The following is a 16,936-nucleotide window of genomic DNA, read 5'->3' as shown; positions in this document are numbered from 1 at the left end:
AAATGCCCGCCCCGGCGATCCCAGAGCAGGCAGACAAAACATACCCAGTTTCATGATATGTTTTAAAGCGAAATTATTTGTTGAGCTGGAAGAGCGACAATCCCTGCATATCGGTAAATGCTTTATACGATGCCTGCAATGCCGTTTGCTGCATGATGTAAGATGAAATAGTTGCATTCCAGTCCACATCAACCAGATCGCTCATCTGCTGCGTTTGCCCTAAAGCGCGATCGCTACCTAATGAATCAAGCGACTCCAGTTCGTTCAGCTGCGTGCCTAATTCCGCGCGAACAGTCAGCACATTGTTCAGCGAGTTTTTCAGTCCGCGGTTGGTTTTATCCAGTGCCGCAGCGGCGGTTTCTTTATCCGCTTCGCTATCCGCGACCGGCGTTTTCAGGGCTGCGATGGCGCTATCCAGCATGGCAAAAAGATTGGTTTCAGAAGCGCTACCGTCTGGTTCCGCTACCGCGTTGCTGGTAATACTGTCGAAAATTTTGTCGCCCGTATGTCCTATCACCATCGAACGCGAAGCATCGACCTGTTGTTTAATACTTTCTGTTCCGCCGACATAATCACCGTCAGCCTCACTAAACGGCGCAGTCTCTGTTTTATAACCGGCAAAAATGTAGCGCCCGTTACCGTCAGTGGTGTTCGCCAGATTCAGTAACTGGTCACGAAGCCCCTGAATATCCGTAGCCAGTGAGGCCCGGTCATCGTCACTCAAGGTGCCATTGCTGGCGTAGACAATTTTTTCCTGAGCATTCTGGATAGCAGTGGTGACCTGGCTAAGCACACTCTCTTCCAGTGACACTTTTTGAGTGGCGAAAGTACGCGCCAGCGTGTACTGGCTGTTTTGTGCCTGTGCCTGGGAGAGAACAACAGCTTGTGATGCAGCAATGGGATCATCTGAAGGGTTAACGACTCGCTTACCCGTCGACATCTGTTCGCCGTACTTCATCCATTCTGCCTGAGAATTGGTGATGCCACGCATGTTTTGCTGGTACATCATCTGGGTACTGAAACGCATTTTATCTCCCCTTAGCGAATGTTAATCAGCGCATCAAAAATCGCGTTTGCCGTCTGCAGAACCTGCGCATTCGCCAGGTAATACTGCTGAAAACGTTGCAGATTTCCGTACTCCTCATCGAGATTGACACCGGAAATCGACTGCTGCTGATTGGAAAGCTGCGTCACCACATTACCTTGCGTGGCGCTACTGGTTTTCAACGTCGCGGTTTTATTCCCGATATCACTCACTAATGAGGCATAAGCGTCGTTAAAGGATTTCGCACCGCCCACCGTTTTACTGTTGCTTTGCAGATCCAGCAGGGCCTGACCGTTGCGGTTGTCGCTATCACCCGCATCTTCTGCGCTCGCCATGGCGATTTTCGCTTCGTCGGTGATTAATACATCCATGTTGACGATGGCGTCACTTACCGGTTTCAGTGTGAAGCTGTCGTTAACGGCAGGCGTTCCTGCAAACGTCAACTCCAGACCATCAAATGCCACTTTACCGTTGGCATCCGGCGTCACCGTAAAAGTGGTATTACTGGCAAGGCGGGTGACCTGCCACTGATTATTATCGAACGAGATTTTGTAATCTGTCGCCAGTACCGCGGAGGCATCAGTTACCGTGGCACCGATCGCAACGTCACCGTTGTTTTTCGTGTTTTGCAGTACCGCGGGCTTACCGATAGCAAAGAAATCTTCACCGGCATCGCCGTTAGCATCAAATCCGGCTTTGTGTTGGGTGTTGAAAGCCTCGGCAAATGCCAGCGCCAGTTGTCCAAGCGTATTACGCGTCTGGTCCAGATCCTGAGAACGGAATGTCAGAATGCCGCCCAGCGACCCGGTATTCAGTAATTTCTCCGGGATCTCAATATTGCCAGCCGTCCCATCAATATAAGCGACAGTCGTACGCGAAGGGTCGGCGGTGGAAGGAACTGCCGCCAGCTGCCGCGCCGTACTTCCCTGAACCAGTGAGTAGCCATTGGCCATCGTGATGTTATAAGTGCCACCATCCTGAACGCTAACTTCTACGCCAACAATCTGGTTTAATTCACTCACCAGTTGATCGCGTTGATCCAGCAGATTGTTAGGTGACGCCCCTGCCCCCACGCCTGTCAGACGCGAGATTTGATCGTTCAGGCTGGCGATTTGTTTAGCGTAATTGTTGATCTGATCAACGCTGGCACCTATCGCGATATTGACCTGTTTGTCCTGGTCGCGCAGATATTGATCGGTGGTTTTAAACTGATTCACCAACCCTTCTGATTTCCCAATCAGCGCCTGGCGCGCTGCCGGGTCTTCCGCGTTACTTACCAGCGTTTGCAGGCTGGTGAAGAAATCCTGCATCTGTGTTGCCAGCGAAGAGGTACTGGTGGAGAGCATATTGTCGATTTTCGACATCTGCTCATAGCGGGCAGTCAGGCCGCTACTTTGCGTCTGCGCCGCACGTAACTGGTTGGTAATAAATGCATCATACTCTCGCTGCACACCAGAAACGTAGACGCCATTGCCAACCCAGCCGCCAGCGCCCAACGTGCTATTGGCCTGCGCCATAATAGTGGTTTGGCGGGTATATCCGGCAACGTTATAGCTGGAGATATTATTACTTGCCGTATTTAACGCCGCCTGGGCCGCGTTCAGTCCGCTCATGGCGTTATTGATCAAGCTGGACATGGAGGTTCCTTATAAGCCTTCAATTACAGAGTATTATCGGCAGCGACCCGCCGGACTTGAGTTATTCAGAACAGATTATCAATGTTCATACTGTAGGTTTTGCTCACTTTGTCGCTTATCGATTTCATCTGCTGAATCATGTTGGTGAGTTTGCGGGCATAGTGAGGATCGGTGGCATAGCCCGCGTCCTGTAGGGCCTGCGCCCCCTGCTCCGCACTCGCGGCGGTCGTCACGGCAGCGTAGCGCGGATTACGTGTTAACAGCCCAACGTAATCCGACAATGCTTCCAGATACGAGCTGTAGACCCGAAATTTCGCTTTTACTTTCTTCGCTTCGCCGTTTTCATATTCAGTCGTGGTGATTTCAGTGACTGGCCCTTTCCAGTTGCCAGAGGCTTTGACGCCAAACAGGTTATAACTCGGCTCGCCGTTTTCGCGGCGGATTTGCCGTTGCCCCCAGCCAGATTCAAGCGCCGCCTGAGCGAGGATCAAATGATGTGGCACACCGCTTTGCTGGCTTGCCAGTTGGGCGGGCAGTGAGAGTTGCGCGAGGAATGCTTTACTGTTACCCGGCAACGAATCATCGTAGTTACGTGGTACGGCCTTTTGCACCAGCTGAGAAAGCGCCTGATTTTGATAACGCACCACAGTTTCGAGCGGGAATTTCATCGGTGTTGCTGGCGTGGACTCCTCTGGCAATGGTTGTTCTGGCGTCATCTGTTTAACCATCATCTCTGCAAGCCCCAGACCTTTGCCCGCCGTCATCTGTTGGGCAATCTGCTGGTCATACATACTGGTATACAGGCGAGTGTGCTCGCTGCTGAACAGGCCATCTTTTGGTAAAGCGTCGCGCATGCTTTTCAACATCATCTGCACGAACATCCCTTCCACCTGGCGGGCCACCGGACGGATATTTGCCGCTGGATCTTCGCCAGCTTTCGCCTTTAGTTCGTTGAGTGATTGCGCATCCCAGGCCGCACTTGCCAGTAGTTTGCTGTCGCTGATCATCAGATGATTTCCAGTTTTGCCCGCAGACATCCCGCACTTTGCATTGATTGCAAAATAGACATCAGATCCATCGGCGTAGCGCCCAGCGCATTGAGCGCGCGCACCACGTTATTGAGGCTGGCGCTGGAACGTACGCTTTGCAGCGAACCGCCGCTCTGGCGTAAATCGATCTGCGTTTGTGGAGTAACCACAGTCTGCCCACCACCAAACGGTGTATCTGGCTGGCTGACATTGGCCTGACGATTGACCGTAACCGAGAGATTCCCCTGCGCTACCGCGCAGCTGTCGAGGGTCACTTCGCGATTCATCACCACCGAGCCAGTGCGCGAGTTAATCACTACTTTAGCGTCCTGCGGGGTGACATTAACCTGCATATTCTGGATATCGGCAAGGAAACGGACCTGGGAACTGTTGCCACTTGGTACGCGCACCTGAATAGTCCGCGCATCTAACGCGGTGGCGCTGCCATATCCACGCACGCGGTTGATGGTGTCAGCGATTTGCTGCGCCATGCTGAAATCTTCGTCGTTAAGTTGCAAATTAAGGGTATTCCCGACGCCAAACTGGCTGGGCAATTCACGTTCAATAACCGCACCATTGGTGATCCGTCCACCGTTCAGTTGGTTCACCTGAACACTGCTACCGCCAGCGGAGGCTCCAGCGCCACCAACCAGAATATTGCCCTGCGCCAGCGCATACACCTGACTGTCAACGCCCTTAAGCGGTGTCATCAACAACGTACCGCCACGCAAGCTTTTGGCATTACCCATGGAAGAAACCACCACATCGATGGTTTGCCCCTGGCGTCCAAACGGCGGAAGTGACGCCGTCACCATTACCGCAGCGACGTTTTTTAGCTGCATATTGGTGCCCGTCGGAACGGTAATTCCCAGCTGTGAGAGCATGTTATTAAGCGTTTGTGTGGTAAACGGCGTCTGGGTTGTCTGGTCACCGGTTCCATCCAGCCCCACCACTAGGCCATAGCCAATCAGTGAGTTTTGCCTTACCCCCTGAACACTGGTGAGATCGCGAATACGCTCAGCCTGAGCCGCCGTGATAACCAGTAGAAGAATTAATGCAGAGAGAAATTTAATCACCACAGCCTCACTTACATTGGCGACAGGTTAAGGAAGAAACGCTGCAACCAGCCCATATTTTGCGCTTCGTTAATGTAGCCATTGCCTACGTATTCAATGCGCGCATCCGCCACCTGAGTAGATGGTACGGTATTGCTGCCGCTGATAGTGCGTGGATTAACCACGCCAGAGAAGCGAATAAATTCGGTACCCTGATTAATGGCGATCTGTTTTTCACCCACCACATGCAGGTTGCCGTTGACCAGTACCTGGTCAACCGTCACCGTCAACGTACCGCTAAAGGTATTGCTGGCATTGGCCCCGCCTTTTCCGTTGAACGTGTTACCACCGGAGGCTTCGACATCGGCACGAGCGTTACCAAACAACCCCTGCAAATAGCGCGGCACAGTATCAAAGCCAAAATTAGTTTTACCATCACGGCTGGCATTCGCAGAGGAGCTTTTGCTGGCGCTGACGTTCTCCTGCAACACGATAGTCAGCGTATCGCCAATATTGCGTGGTCGACGATCTTCAAACAGCGGTTGATAGCCATAGTTAATCGGCTGAGCAGACTGGAAAATAGACCCGTTGGCGACGGGCGTCGGACCGGGAACCGGTTGTGCACTGGTCGCCCCCTGTACCAGCGGCGTGGAGGGTATCCAGGCGCAGCCGGTTAGTGAAAGCACCAACAAGCTGGAAATGGCATAAGTATGCGCAGCGTTTTTTTGCATGGCTATCATCTTCAAAAATCAGTAAACCGGTGAATCTGCCACCGGTTATGCCTTAGAGTTGCGTCAGTTTTTGCAGCATCTGATCGGTGGTGGATACCGCTTTACTGTTGATTTCGTAAGCGCGTTGCACCTGAATCATATTGACCAGTTCTTCCGCCACATTGACGTTAGACGTTTCAACATACCCTTGATACAGCAGTCCCGCGCCGTTCAGACCCGGCGTGCTTTCGTTCGGTGCACCGGAGGATTGCGTTTCGGTGTAGAGGTTTTCGCCAATGCTCTCCAGTCCGGTATCATTCATAAAGGTGGTGAGATTGAGCTGCCCAACCTGAACCGGAGCTGCCTGGCCTTGTTGTGTTACGCTGACCACGCCATCACGACCGATGGTGATACTTAGCGCATTCGCCGGTATGGTGATCGCTGGCTGCACCTGAAAACCACCAGCCGTCACCAGCTGCCCGTTCTGATCCACCTGGAAAGAGCCGTCACGGGTATAGGCTGATGAGCCATCTGGCAACATCACCTGGAAAAAGCCCTGCCCTTTAATCGCGACATCTTTGCTGTTATTGGTTTGCGACAGGTTGCCCTGGCTGTGTAAACGTTCCGTGGCGACCGGGCGTACCCCCGTACCGATTTGTAATCCGGATGGTAAGGTGGTTTGTTCGGAAGACTGTGCCCCCGGCTGGCGAATGGTTTGATAAAGCAGATCTTCAAACACCGCGCGCTGACGCTTAAAACCGTTGGTACTAACGTTTGCCAGGTTGTTGGCAATGACGTCCATATTGGTTTGCTGGGCGTCAAGGCCCGTTTTGGCGATCCATAATGAACTGATCATAAAATGTCCTGTAGTGGATTAGTGACAAGCAGAGCAGAAGCACGCGACGGTGCGAATTTCCCCTCACCCTAACCTCTCCCAAAATGGGCGAGAGAATAGTCCGCGCGCTTTTATTGCAATGTCATCAATCGTTTAATTAACTCATCGACAGCAGTTGGTTGGCACGGCCTGCGTTATCATCGACGCTGCTGATCACCTTCATCTGCATTTCAAAACGCCGCGCGCTGGCAATCATGTCGCTCATTGCCGCAACGGCATTGACGTTACTGCCTTCCAGAACTCCCGACATCACACGCAAGGTTGGATCTGCCTGCAGTACCGGCCCACGCCTAGCCTGGCTTTCTGCGCTTAAACGAAAAATGCCATCGTCACCGCGCTGGACTTCGCTGCCCGTGGCTTTCACCAGCTTCAGACGCCCCACTGGCGCAACCGTATTTGCCGGATCGCCCGGATTCAGCGCCGAGATTGTGCCATCGGCAGCAATAGTGATTTCCGCCCCTTCCGGCACAGCAATTGGCCCCGCCTCGCCTACCACCGGATGTCCCTGAATTGTCAGTTGCCCGGTGGGATCAACCTGAATGCTGCCATTACGCGTATACCCTTCACTGCCGTCAGCGGTCTGCACGGCCAGCCAACCATCCTGCTGCAACGCAACGTCCAGCGGGCGCGAGGTGTAATCCATCTTGCCGGGTGTCATGTCTGCACCCGGTGTTGACGCCGTTACCAGCGTGCGCGTGGGCAGTGAAAGCCCTTCCACCGGCACTGCGCGCAAGGCGTTTAACTGCGCGCGAAAACCGGGCGTAGAGGCATTGGCCAGATTACTGGCGGTTACCGCCTGTTGATTCAGCGTCTGGCTGGCTGCTCCCATCGCGGTATAAATTGCGTGATCCATTGAGCTATCCCGTCAGCGATTAGCGTAAGTTAACCAGCGTGTTGAGGATCTGGTCCTGGGTTTTGATGGTCTGGGCGTTAGACTGATAGTTACGCTGGGCAACGATCATATTGACCAGTTCTTTACTGAGATCGACGTTGGACGCTTCCAGCGCCCCGTTGGTCAGTGTGCCAAAGTTGCCCGTCCCGGCTGTCCCCAACAGCGCCACGCCAGAAGATTGCGTAGTGGACCAGACGTTGTCGCCTTCGGATGCCAGACCTTCGTTGTTGGCAAAGTTCGCCAGTACAATCTGCCCCAGCAGTTGGGTTTGTTCGTTGGAATAGTTGCCGACAACCGTACCGTCATCATTGATTTGATAACTCACCAGATCGCCCGGTTTGTAGCCGTTCTGGGTGGTTGCCACAATGTTGTTAGCGCCGGTATTTTGCTGCATGGAGTTGAGGAAGCTCAGGCTAAACGTGGCGGGATCTGCGCCGTTAATTGCGCCGGTGGTAATATCCTTTGTTGGATCTGAGGTCAGAACGCCATTGGCATTAAACACCAGCGTCGTTGCAGGGTTAGCTGTGCCTGTTGGATCACTGCTATCCAGGGTGTAAACATCCCAGTGATTATCCCCGGTCTTCACAAAGTAGACGCTCATGTCATGAGCATTACCCTGACTATCGAAAACAGTCACCGAACCTTTTTTGTTATAGCTATCCGCATTGCTGGCATCAAATGCGTTAACAGAGGGAAGCGAATCACTGGAATTCAGGTTGATCTGCATCGACGCCGTGGTGGTAGTTTTCGCTGCCATCAGGGTATTCGGAATCGAAATATTGGTCGGATTCGCCCCTTGCTGAATAGTCGGCGGCGTACCGGTTGCCGGGTAACCCGTCAGCTGTAAACCTTGCATATTCACCAGGTTACGGTTTTCATCCAGCTTAAATTGTCCGTTACGGCTGTAGAACACCGAACCATTGCTGTCTACCAGACGGAAAAAACCGTTCTGGCTGATAGCAACGTCCAGACCACGCCCGGTGTTGGTGGTCGTGCCATCGGTAAAGTCCTGAGTGATACCAGCAACTTTTACCCCCAGTCCCACTTTCGAACCGGCAAACATATCGGCAAAAGAGGCCGTGCCTGATTTAAAGCCGTAGGTGGCGGAGTTGGCGATATTGTTGCCAATAACATCGAGGTTGGTGGCGGCAGCGTTTAATCCGCTAACCGCTTGAGAAAAGGCCATGACTGACTCCTGAAATGTGAAGGCTTAAATTATCTGCCGTACTTCGTCGAGGGTAGTGGTGCCGTAAGTGCCAAGATCCAGCGTATTACCGTTGTTGCCGCGGATCACCCCCTGCACCAGAGCAAACTGCAGCGGTTGGGCAACCAGTTGTGTACCACCGTTACTGGCGCTAATCGCTACATTGTAAGAACCGTTCGGCGCAGTGCTGCCGTCAGTCAACGTACCGTCCCAGGTGAAACTGTGGACTCCGGCAGTCAGTTCACCGATATCAATGGTACGGACGACCGCGCCGTTTTTATCGGTGATGGTGGCCGTCACTTTGTCTGCTGCCTGTTGCAACTCAACACCAAACGGCGTGGTCGTGGTCACAGCCCCTTCTTCACTGCCGGTTCCCGCAAGAACTGTGGTACCGGGGATCATCACGCCGTGACCGATAAGGTTACTGGCCTGTAACGACTGGCTGTTATCAATCTGTCCGGAAATAGATCCGAGCGTGGTATTGAGTTTTTCAATCCCACTGACCGTGCTGATTTGTGCCAATTGCGACGTCAGCTCGTTGTTTTCCATTGGATTGGTCGGGTCCTGGTTTTTCAGCTGCGCCACCAACAAAGTCAGAAAACTGCTTTGTAAATCTGCGGCGTTGCTGCCCGTGAGCGAACTACTGCTGGTGGTACTGACGCCGGTATTCGTCGGATCGGTGGTGGTTACCGCAATGGACATAGCTTTCTCCTTTATTGACCGAGCGTAAGGGTTTTCAGCATCATGCTTTTCACCGTGTTGAGCACTTCAACATTGGCCTGATAACTGCGTGACGCCGACATGGTGTTAACCATCTCCCCGACGACATCAACGTTTGGCATTTTCACGTAGCCCTTTGCATCCGCCAGCGGATTACCCGGTTCATAAACCAGTTTGTCCGGAGCCTGACTTTCTATAACATCGGCAACCTTTACGCCGCCTGTCGCAGCACCTGGCGCAGCGTTAACCTGGAATACCACCTGTTTTGCCCGATATGGCTGTCCATCGGGACCGGTCACGCTATCAGCATTCGCCAGATTACTGGCCGCCACGTTCAGGCGCTGGGACTGGGCAGTTAACGCCGACCCGGCGATATCAAAAATATTCAGCAGTGCCATCCGTTAATTTCCGCTCTGTAAAACGTTCATCATGCCTTTGATCTGCCCGCTCAACGCGCTAAGGCTCATCTGGTATTGCAGGCTGTTATCGGCAAACTGGGTGCGTTCGCGATCCATATCGACGGTATTACCGTCAAGCGAAGGCTGGTCCGGAATACGGTATTGCAGTTCTGCGGTAGGAGGCGTCAGCGCCTGCGCCGGAATGTGTTGCGTTGAGGTCATCGTCAGTGCAACCACACTTGTTGCATCCCGTCCACGTTGCATGACTTTTTTAAGTTCACTGGCAAAATCGATATCGCGAGCCTGATAACCAGGGGTATCGGCATTGGCGATGTTTGCTGCCAGCACTTCCTGACGCTGGGCGCGCAGATTGAGCGCCTCTTGTTGAAAACGTAAGGCGGCGTCGAGCTTATCGAGCATATCTCCTCCGCAGGTATCAAAATTCTGCCATCAGCTTAAATGCCTTTACGCGCGCGTTATCGGCGGAATAAACGCAAAATGGGTCGCTATTTATGCCGTTGATGGTCATTGCGGACAGGTACAATTCACGTTGTAGAAATGGCTGGGGGGCGAAAATGCTGGCAATAAAACGTCGCGTGGCGATCATCGCGATACTGTTCAGTCCGTTAAGTGCGGCGAGCAATCTCACATCGCAATTGCACACCTTTTTTAGCGCCCAGCTCGCGGGGGTAAGTGATGAGGTTCGTGTTTCTATTCGTACAGCGCCCAATCTACTGCCGCCGTGCGAGCAGCCATTGCTTTCGATGAGCAATAATTCCCGCCTGTGGGGCAATGTGAATGTGTTGGCACGCTGCGGTAACGACAAACGATATTTACAGGTTAATGTGCAGGCCACAGGAAATTATGTGGTTGCCGCAATGCCCATTGTGCGGGGAGAAAAGCTGGAAGCTGGCAATGTCAAACTGAAACGCGGACGGCTGGACACCCTGCCACCGCGTACGGTGCTGGATATCAATCAACTTGTTGATGCCGTTAGCCTGCGCGATCTATCACCCGATCAACCTATCCAGTTAACCCAGTTTCGCCAGGCATGGCGGGTAAAAGCGGGACAACGCGTCAACGTGATCGCCAGCGGTTATGGGTTTAGCGCCAACGCAGAAGGTCAGGCGCTGAACAATGCTGCCGTCGCACAGAATGCGCGGGTGCGCATGGTATCGGGACAGGTGGTCAGCGGCGTTGTTGATGCAGATGGGAATATTCTTATAAACCTGTAAGCTGTTAAAGATAACCCATCCCTTGCCGATAAATAAGCAACACATGATAAAAGCGCCCTCAATGAGGAATAAACCATGAGTATTGATCGCACTTCGCCTCTGAAGCCAGTAAGCACCGTTCAACCGCGCGAAACCACTGACGCGCCGGTAACAAACACCCGGGCGGCAAAAACAACCGCCTCCACCAGCACCAGTGTGACTTTAAGCGACGCGCAAGCAAAACTGATGCAACCCGGCAGCAGTGATATCAATCTTGAACGTGTCGAAGCGTTAAAGCTGGCGATTCGTAACGGTGAACTAAAAATGGACACCGGCAAAATTGCCGATGCGCTGATCAACGAAGCGCAGCAAGACTTGCAGAGTAACTGATCGTATGACGCGTCTTGCAGAGATCCTCGACCAGATGTCCGCTGTGCTTAACGATCTCAAAACGGTAATGGATCAAGAGCAGCAACATCTCTATATGGGGCAGATCAACGGCAGCCAGTTGCAATGGATTACAGAACAAAAAAGCTCTCTGCTGGCGACGCTGGATTACCTCGAACAGTTACGCAGGAAAGAACCCAATTCAGCAAATAGCGTTGATATTAGTCAACGCTGGCAGGAAATTACTGTGAAAACGCAGCAACTACGCCAAATGAATCAACATAACGGCTGGTTACTGGAAGGACAGATTGAACGCAATCAACAGGCGCTGGAAATGTTGAAACCGCATCAGGAACCGACGCTATATGGAGCGAACGGTCAGACCTCAACAACCCATCGCGGCAGTAAAAAGATTTCGATCTGAAGATTATCTCCGGCCTGCACTGCAGGCCGGAATGCATTGTTACACCGTCCGGCGGGCAAACTCTTTAACTTTGAAGCCCAGTACCGCCAGTGCAGCGAAGTACGCGGCAATCCCCGCCAGCACGACCACCATTAAACGCAGTAAACGCCAGGGCATGGTACCCAATGACCACTCCGGCATGATATGTAACATACCTAAAAGCACGCCAGACATCACCAGTACCGCCACCACCAGACGCAACAGAAACGCCATCCAGCCGGGTTGCGGGGTAAAGATTTTCTGCTTACGCAACTGCCAGTAAAGCAGCGAAGCATTCAGACACGCCGCCAGACCAATAGAAAGTGACAGCCCGGCATGTTTCAACGGACCAATAAACGCCAGGTTCATCAATTGCGTTAAAATCAGCGTAACGATGGCAATTTTCACTGGCGTTTTAATGTCCTGGCGGGAATAAAAGCCAGGAGCCAACACTTTCACTACAATCAGGCCAATCAAACCCACCGAGTAGGCAATTAACGCCCGCTGGGTCATCAGCGCATCAAAGGCGGTAAATTTACCGTACTGGAACAGCGAAACGGTTAACGGACCTGAAAGAATGCCCAACGCAACCGCACTCGGCAGCGCCAACAGGAAACAAAGACGCAGCCCCCAGTCCATCAAACGGTTGTATTCATCATGATTGCCACTGGCAAAACTTTTCGACAGCGACGGCAGCAAAATGGTGCCAAGCGCCACGCCCAGTACACCGGACGGAAACTCCATTAAGCGGTCGGCGTAATACATCCACGACACCGAACCGGAAGCAAGAAACGAGGCAAAAATGGTGTTGATGATTAAGGAGATCTGGCTCACAGAGACGCCAAGGATCGCCGGTCCCATCTGTTTCACCACGCGCATTGCTCCGGCATCGTGGAAGTTAATGCGTGGCAAAACCAGCATGCCGATCTTCTTCAGATGAGGTAGCTGATACACCAGCTGCAGGATGCCGCCGACCGTAACAGCCCAGGCCAGCGCCAGCACCGGTGGATTAAAGTACGGCGCGGCAAACAGCGCAAAACCAATCATGCTGATATTGAGCAATGTCGGGGCAAACGCCGGAATTGAGAAGCGGTTCCAGGTATTCAGAATCGCTCCCACCAGCGACGCCAGGGAGATCAGCAAGATATAGGGAAAGGTTATCTTTAGTAGCTGGCTGGTCAGGGCAAATTTGTCGGCAGTGTCAGCGAAGCCTGGCGCGGTCACCATGATCACCCACGGTGCAGCGAGCATGCCAGCGACCGTCACAACCGCCAGTGCGAGTGTCAGCAGGCCAGAAACATAAGAGACAAAGACCCGCGTGGCGTCTTCACCCTGCTTGCTTTTATATTCTGCCAGAATCGGTACAAATGCCTGGGAAAATGCCCCTTCGGCAAAGATACGGCGCAACAAGTTAGGAAGTTTAAAAGCGACGAAAAAGGCGTCGGTTGCCATCCCTGCGCCAAAGATTCTGGCGACAATTGCGTCACGTGCGAAGCCAAGCACACGCGAAAACATGGTCATCGAGCTGACGGCGGCCAGCGATTTTAATAAATTCATCGGTGTTCTAATCCAGACCCACGGGCAAAACGCCTGCAAGGCAGGCGCTGAAAGAGGCGAATAGTCTACCTGGATTATGGTGAATTGCTACCGCCAGATGTTACAGGGTTTATTCACTCATCGCATCGCGCCAGATCTTGTCAACGATACGTTGCGCCAGCACGGCCTGTTCGCCGGCGGTTTGCGGAACTGTCTGATTTTGCACGCATTCAATGAAGTGCCGAGCACAGCCGACAAATCCACGTTGCTCAAGCGTACTCTGCCAACCAGGAATCGGTCTATGCACTACGCCCTGCCCGCGCTCCTCACGCCATTCGCGCATATCCGTAATGTCGATGAGCGCACCATCAGTCACGGCCTGCACGGTTTCACGCTGACTTCCGGCACGGCGATGCATACAGGTGGTGATCTGCAAAGGACCAGCCGAAAAATGGTGCTCGGCAAACAGCATTTCGCCAGCGTCGTTAGTCAGTAACGTACCGCCATCCAGAGAGGCTTGGCCACCTGACAACCACAGCGCGGTATCAACCACATGCAAATAATCATCCAGCAATGTGAAATAAAGATCGTGTGGCCCGACGCTATTGGTACGATGTTTATCCATTCTTAGCGAGGACGCGGTGGCGAGTTGCGTTTTTAACTCACCGTAGAGTGGTGCGAAACGACGGTTAAAACCGACCATCAACGTCAGTTTTTTCCGCGCCGCCAGTTCCACCAGCCGTTCAGCATCGCGCAGATTTTCTGCCAGCGGTTTATCGACACAGACATGTACCCCCGCATTGAGTAACGTACTGACCACATCAAAGTGGCTGGCGGTGCTGGAATGCACAAAAACCGCATCGCAACTGGCGGCAAGGCTGGATAACGAATCAGCATAAGGAGTGCGCCAGCTGTCACAAATTGGCAGGGCTTTGGCGCGCGTAGGCGACCACGCACCTTGTAACGTCCAGTCAGACGCTGCCGCCAGCACCGGTAACCACGCTTTTTGCGCGATGCCGCCTAACCCCACTACGCCGATACGTAATTTTTTCACTTTAATCTCCCAGATGGGCCAGCAACGAATCAAGACGCTGTTTCAGTTCTGCCACTTCGATTTCCAGGGCTTCGACGCGGGCCTGTAAATCACCGTCAGCTGCGTTCGACATATCCGTTACCGCCGGCGGATTCTCAACCTCACCACTGAAAAGGTGCATGTAGCGGCTTTCGCGTTTACCCGGTTCGCGGGCCAGACGCACCACAAAAGGACCATCTTCGCGATTCGCCAGTTGTTCCAGCGTCGACTCCACTTCCGCCATATCGCTGAATTCATACATTCGCGCGGCGCGGCTGCGCAGTTCCCCCGGCGTCTGGGCACCACGCAATAACAACGTGGTGATTAACGCCACTTCTGCGGCGCTCAGTTTCAGATCGCCAAATTCTGAATTACAAAAACGTTGCTCATATTTGGTGACCCGATTACCAAAACCGCTCACCGTGCGTAGATAATGACGTTTGACCAGATTATCCAGCTGTTCCTGCACTTCAGATTCACTCAGATTCATAACCGGTTCACGGTTCGTTTTCTGATTACAGGCCGTGACTACACCATTGACTGAGAGCGGGTATTGCTCCGGCGTGGTCACCTGCTTTTCCAGCAAGCAACCAATCACGCGAGCTTCCAGGGCAGTAAGTTGATATTTCATGAGATTCTCCTTAGCGGCCGGGCGTCCAGTCTGGGGTAGTTAATGCCGTCAGTACGTGATCGCGCCATTGTCCATCAATCAACAGATAGTCTTTCGCATAGCCTTCTTTTTCAAAACCCAGTCGCGCCAGTAAATCACCACTACGTTTATTGTGCGGCATATAATTAGCCATAATGCGATGAATATGTTGGGTGCGCTGCATATAACGAATGGCTGCGGTCAGGGCTTCAAACATGAGTCCTTTGCCCTGCCATTTTTGCCCAATCGAATAACCGAGATAGCAGGCATGAAAAGAGCCGCGAACAACATTGGAAAAATTGGCAACGCCAATAATCTCTTTTTCGTCCGGGTCGAATAAGCCAAAGTAAAAAGCTGAACCTTGTTTATGAAATTCGTTAATCATCCCTAGCCTGGCCTGCCAGCCTGATGGATAACAGTGGCTTTCGTCGCGCACTGGCTCCCAGGGCTTGAGGAAATGGCGATTCTCTGCGTAATAATCCGCCAGACGCCAGGCATCACGATCATGCACCAGACGCACGACCAGTCGGTCTGTGGTTAAGCGCACTTTTGGCACGTTACTGCGATAGCCAAACATTCTATACCTACTCCTTCCCGTAACGTCTTTAATACGCTGTAAGTATTACTATACCTGCGCAACCAGACCCTGTGAAAAGTCCAGAATGCCATTTTCTGCATTATTCACATATTTGATAAAAACTCTCTATCAAAGCGACGTTTTGATAAAAAAATATTGTCCCCGAAGTGATGGGAAAAGTCTTAGCGGCAATGCAGAATAGAAAGTGCTCATCTTTTATTTCCCGGGAGGGGAAATGTCCCGCGTGTCGCAGGCGAGGAACCTGGGTAAATATTTCCTGCTCATCGATAATATGCTGGTCGTGCTGGGGTTCTTTGTTGTCTTCCCGCTGATCTCTATCCGCTTCGTTGATCAAATGGGCTGGGCCGCCGTCATGGTCGGTATTGCCCTCGGTCTACGCCAGTTTATTCAGCAAGGTCTGGGTATTTTCGGCGGCGCAATTGCCGACCGCTTTGGTGCCAAACCGATGATTGTCACCGGTATGCTGATGCGTGCCGCCGGATTCGCCACAATGGGTATCGCCCACGAACCGTGGCTACTGTGGTTTTCATGCCTGCTTTCGGGACTCGGCGGCACGTTGTTTGATCCTCCGCGTTCGGCGCTGGTGGTGAAATTAATCCGTCCACAGCAGCGTGGTCGTTTTTTCTCGCTGTTGATGATGCAGGACAGTGCCGGTGCGGTCATTGGCGCATTGTTGGGGAGCTGGCTGTTGCAATACGACTTTCGCCTGGTCTGCGCCACAGGGGCAGTTTTGTTTGTGCTGTGTGCAGCGTTCAATGCGTGGTTGTTACCGGCATGGAAACTCTCCACCGTGCGCACGCCCGTTCGCGAAGGCATGACCCGCGTGATGCGCGACAAGCGTTTTGTCACCTATGTCCTGACGCTGGCGGGTTACTACATGCTGGCTGTACAAGTGATGCTGATGCTGCCAATTATGGTCAACGACGTGGCTGGCGCGCCCTCTGCCGTTAAATGGATGTATGCCATTGAAGCGTGTCTGTCGTTAACGTTGCTCTACCCTATCGCCCGCTGGAGTGAAAAGCATTTTCGTCTGGAACACCGGTTAATGGCTGGGCTGTTGATAATGTCATTAAGCATGATGCCAGTGGGCATGGTCAGCGGCCTGCAACAACTTTTCACCCTGATTTGTCTGTTTTATATCGGGTCGATCATTGCCGAGCCTGCGCGTGAAACCTTAAGTGCTTCGCTGGCAGACGCAAGAGCTCGCGGCAGCTATATGGGGTTTAGCCGTCTGGGTCTGGCGATTGGCGGCGCTATTGGTTATATCGGTGGCGGCTGGCTGTTTGATCTGGGCAAATCGGCGCACCAGCCAGAGCTTCCGTGGATGATGCTGGGCATTATTGGCATCTTCACTTTCCTTGCGCTGGGTTGGCAGTTTAGCCAGAAACGCGCCGCGCGTCGTTTGCTTGAACGCGACGCCTGATTTGATACTCCCCCCTGACTCCTCCATACTG

19 protein-coding genes are annotated in these 16,936 nt (G+C 52.8%); 4 read left to right on the top strand and 15 right to left on the bottom strand.

The features are described from left to right. Positions 1 to 73: 73 nt before the first annotated feature. The 11 genes from flgL to flgB all read right to left on the bottom strand — a co-directional run bounded on the left by flgL (position 74) and on the right by flgB (position 10,004). Positions 74 to 1,027 (bottom strand): flagellar hook-associated protein FlgL, encoded by a 954-nt coding sequence (gene flgL, locus ACJHYO_RS08535; RefSeq protein WP_001212764.1) that lies wholly within the window; start codon positions 1,025 to 1,027, stop codon positions 74 to 76. An 11-nt stretch (positions 1,028 to 1,038) separates the two neighbouring features. Continuing rightward, positions 1,039 to 2,682, bottom strand: coding sequence for a flagellar hook-associated protein FlgK (flgK, locus tag ACJHYO_RS08530; RefSeq protein WP_085455307.1), 1,644 nt, complete (start codon positions 2,680 to 2,682; stop codon positions 1,039 to 1,041). A gap of 65 nt (positions 2,683 to 2,747) precedes the next feature. Beyond that, entirely contained in the window at positions 2,748 to 3,689 is a 942-nt protein-coding gene (gene flgJ / locus ACJHYO_RS08525; protein WP_021580667.1) for a flagellar assembly peptidoglycan hydrolase FlgJ, read from the bottom strand. Continuing rightward, on the bottom strand, positions 3,689 to 4,786 hold the full coding sequence (flgI, locus tag ACJHYO_RS08520; RefSeq protein ID WP_000589300.1) for a flagellar basal body P-ring protein FlgI: 1,098 nt from the start codon (positions 4,784 to 4,786) through the stop codon (positions 3,689 to 3,691). Before flgI ends, flgJ begins: the two co-directional genes overlap by 1 nt. 11 nt (positions 4,787 to 4,797) lie before the next feature. Beyond that, entirely contained in the window at positions 4,798 to 5,496 is a 699-nt protein-coding gene (gene flgH, locus ACJHYO_RS08515; protein ID WP_001295442.1) for a flagellar basal body L-ring protein FlgH, read from the bottom strand. Positions 5,497 to 5,548: 52 nt separating this feature from the next. Further along, complete coding sequence (flgG, locus tag ACJHYO_RS08510; RefSeq protein WP_000625837.1) at positions 5,549 to 6,331, bottom strand: flagellar basal-body rod protein FlgG; 783 nt, start codon at positions 6,329 to 6,331, stop codon at positions 5,549 to 5,551. Positions 6,332 to 6,467: 136 nt separating this feature from the next. Further along, on the bottom strand, positions 6,468 to 7,223 hold the full coding sequence (flgF, locus tag ACJHYO_RS08505) for a flagellar basal-body rod protein FlgF (protein WP_000349324.1): 756 nt from the start codon (positions 7,221 to 7,223) through the stop codon (positions 6,468 to 6,470). Between the two features lie 19 nt (positions 7,224 to 7,242). After that, entirely contained in the window at positions 7,243 to 8,448 is a 1,206-nt protein-coding gene (gene flgE / locus ACJHYO_RS08500) for a flagellar hook protein FlgE (RefSeq protein WP_085455306.1), read from the bottom strand. A 24-nt stretch (positions 8,449 to 8,472) separates the two neighbouring features. Further along, positions 8,473 to 9,168, bottom strand: a complete 696-nt coding sequence (flgD, locus tag ACJHYO_RS08495) for a flagellar hook assembly protein FlgD (protein WP_000020484.1) — start codon at positions 9,166 to 9,168, stop codon at positions 8,473 to 8,475. 11 nt (positions 9,169 to 9,179) lie between these two features. Further along, a complete protein-coding gene (gene flgC / locus ACJHYO_RS08490) occupies positions 9,180 to 9,584 on the bottom strand; it encodes a flagellar basal body rod protein FlgC (protein ID WP_001196460.1) in 405 nt (134 codons plus the stop codon). Between the two features lie 3 nt (positions 9,585 to 9,587). Further along, positions 9,588 to 10,004 (bottom strand): flagellar basal body rod protein FlgB, encoded by a 417-nt coding sequence (gene flgB / locus ACJHYO_RS08485; RefSeq protein ID WP_000884702.1) that lies wholly within the window; start codon positions 10,002 to 10,004, stop codon positions 9,588 to 9,590. 155 nt (positions 10,005 to 10,159) lie between these two features. On the opposite strand from flgB, the gene flgA reads away from it, so the two are divergent. The 3 genes from flgA to flgN all read left to right on the top strand — a co-directional run bounded on the left by flgA (position 10,160) and on the right by flgN (position 11,609). After that, positions 10,160 to 10,819, top strand: coding sequence for a flagellar basal body P-ring formation chaperone FlgA (gene flgA, locus ACJHYO_RS08480; protein WP_000879681.1), 660 nt, complete (start codon positions 10,160 to 10,162; stop codon positions 10,817 to 10,819). 75 nt (positions 10,820 to 10,894) lie between these two features. Further along, positions 10,895 to 11,188 (top strand): flagellar biosynthesis anti-sigma factor FlgM, encoded by a 294-nt coding sequence (gene flgM, locus ACJHYO_RS08475; protein ID WP_000020884.1) that lies wholly within the window; start codon positions 10,895 to 10,897, stop codon positions 11,186 to 11,188. A gap of 4 nt (positions 11,189 to 11,192) precedes the next feature. Continuing rightward, positions 11,193 to 11,609 carry a flagella biosynthesis chaperone FlgN gene (flgN, locus tag ACJHYO_RS08470; protein ID WP_000197366.1) on the top strand — a complete coding sequence of 139 codons (417 nt, stop codon included), beginning with the start codon at positions 11,193 to 11,195 and terminating at the stop codon, positions 11,607 to 11,609. A 39-nt stretch (positions 11,610 to 11,648) separates the two neighbouring features. Here flgN and murJ read toward each other — a convergent pair whose 3' ends face one another. From murJ to rimJ, 4 genes are all read right to left on the bottom strand, one after another. Further along, entirely contained in the window at positions 11,649 to 13,184 is a 1,536-nt protein-coding gene (murJ, locus tag ACJHYO_RS08465) for a murein biosynthesis integral membrane protein MurJ (RefSeq protein WP_085455305.1), read from the bottom strand. Positions 13,185 to 13,293: 109 nt separating this feature from the next. Continuing rightward, the gene (locus ACJHYO_RS08460) at positions 13,294 to 14,217 is read right to left on the bottom strand and encodes a Gfo/Idh/MocA family protein (RefSeq protein ID WP_021580664.1); all 924 of its coding nucleotides are present in this window, start codon (positions 14,215 to 14,217) and stop codon (positions 13,294 to 13,296) included. Between the two features lies 1 nt (position 14,218). Beyond that, positions 14,219 to 14,866 carry a YceH family protein gene (locus ACJHYO_RS08455; RefSeq protein WP_021531226.1) on the bottom strand — a complete coding sequence of 216 codons (648 nt, stop codon included), beginning with the start codon at positions 14,864 to 14,866 and terminating at the stop codon, positions 14,219 to 14,221. A 10-nt stretch (positions 14,867 to 14,876) separates the two neighbouring features. Further along, the gene (rimJ, locus tag ACJHYO_RS08450) at positions 14,877 to 15,461 is read right to left on the bottom strand and encodes a ribosomal protein S5-alanine N-acetyltransferase (RefSeq protein WP_000468186.1); all 585 of its coding nucleotides are present in this window, start codon (positions 15,459 to 15,461) and stop codon (positions 14,877 to 14,879) included. 235 nt (positions 15,462 to 15,696) lie between these two features. Between rimJ and mdtH the strand changes: the two genes are divergently transcribed. Further along, on the top strand, positions 15,697 to 16,905 hold the full coding sequence (gene mdtH / locus ACJHYO_RS08445; RefSeq protein WP_000092206.1) for a multidrug efflux MFS transporter MdtH: 1,209 nt from the start codon (positions 15,697 to 15,699) through the stop codon (positions 16,903 to 16,905). The last annotated feature ends 31 nt before the right edge of the window (positions 16,906 to 16,936 follow it).

Source organism: Escherichia sp. WS1118 (assembly GCF_046487695.1).
Classification (GTDB): domain Bacteria; phylum Pseudomonadota; class Gammaproteobacteria; order Enterobacterales; family Enterobacteriaceae; genus Escherichia; species Escherichia coli.
The sequence above is the reverse complement of the archived record's forward strand: the minus strand, read 5'-3'. Positions and strand labels throughout refer to the sequence as shown.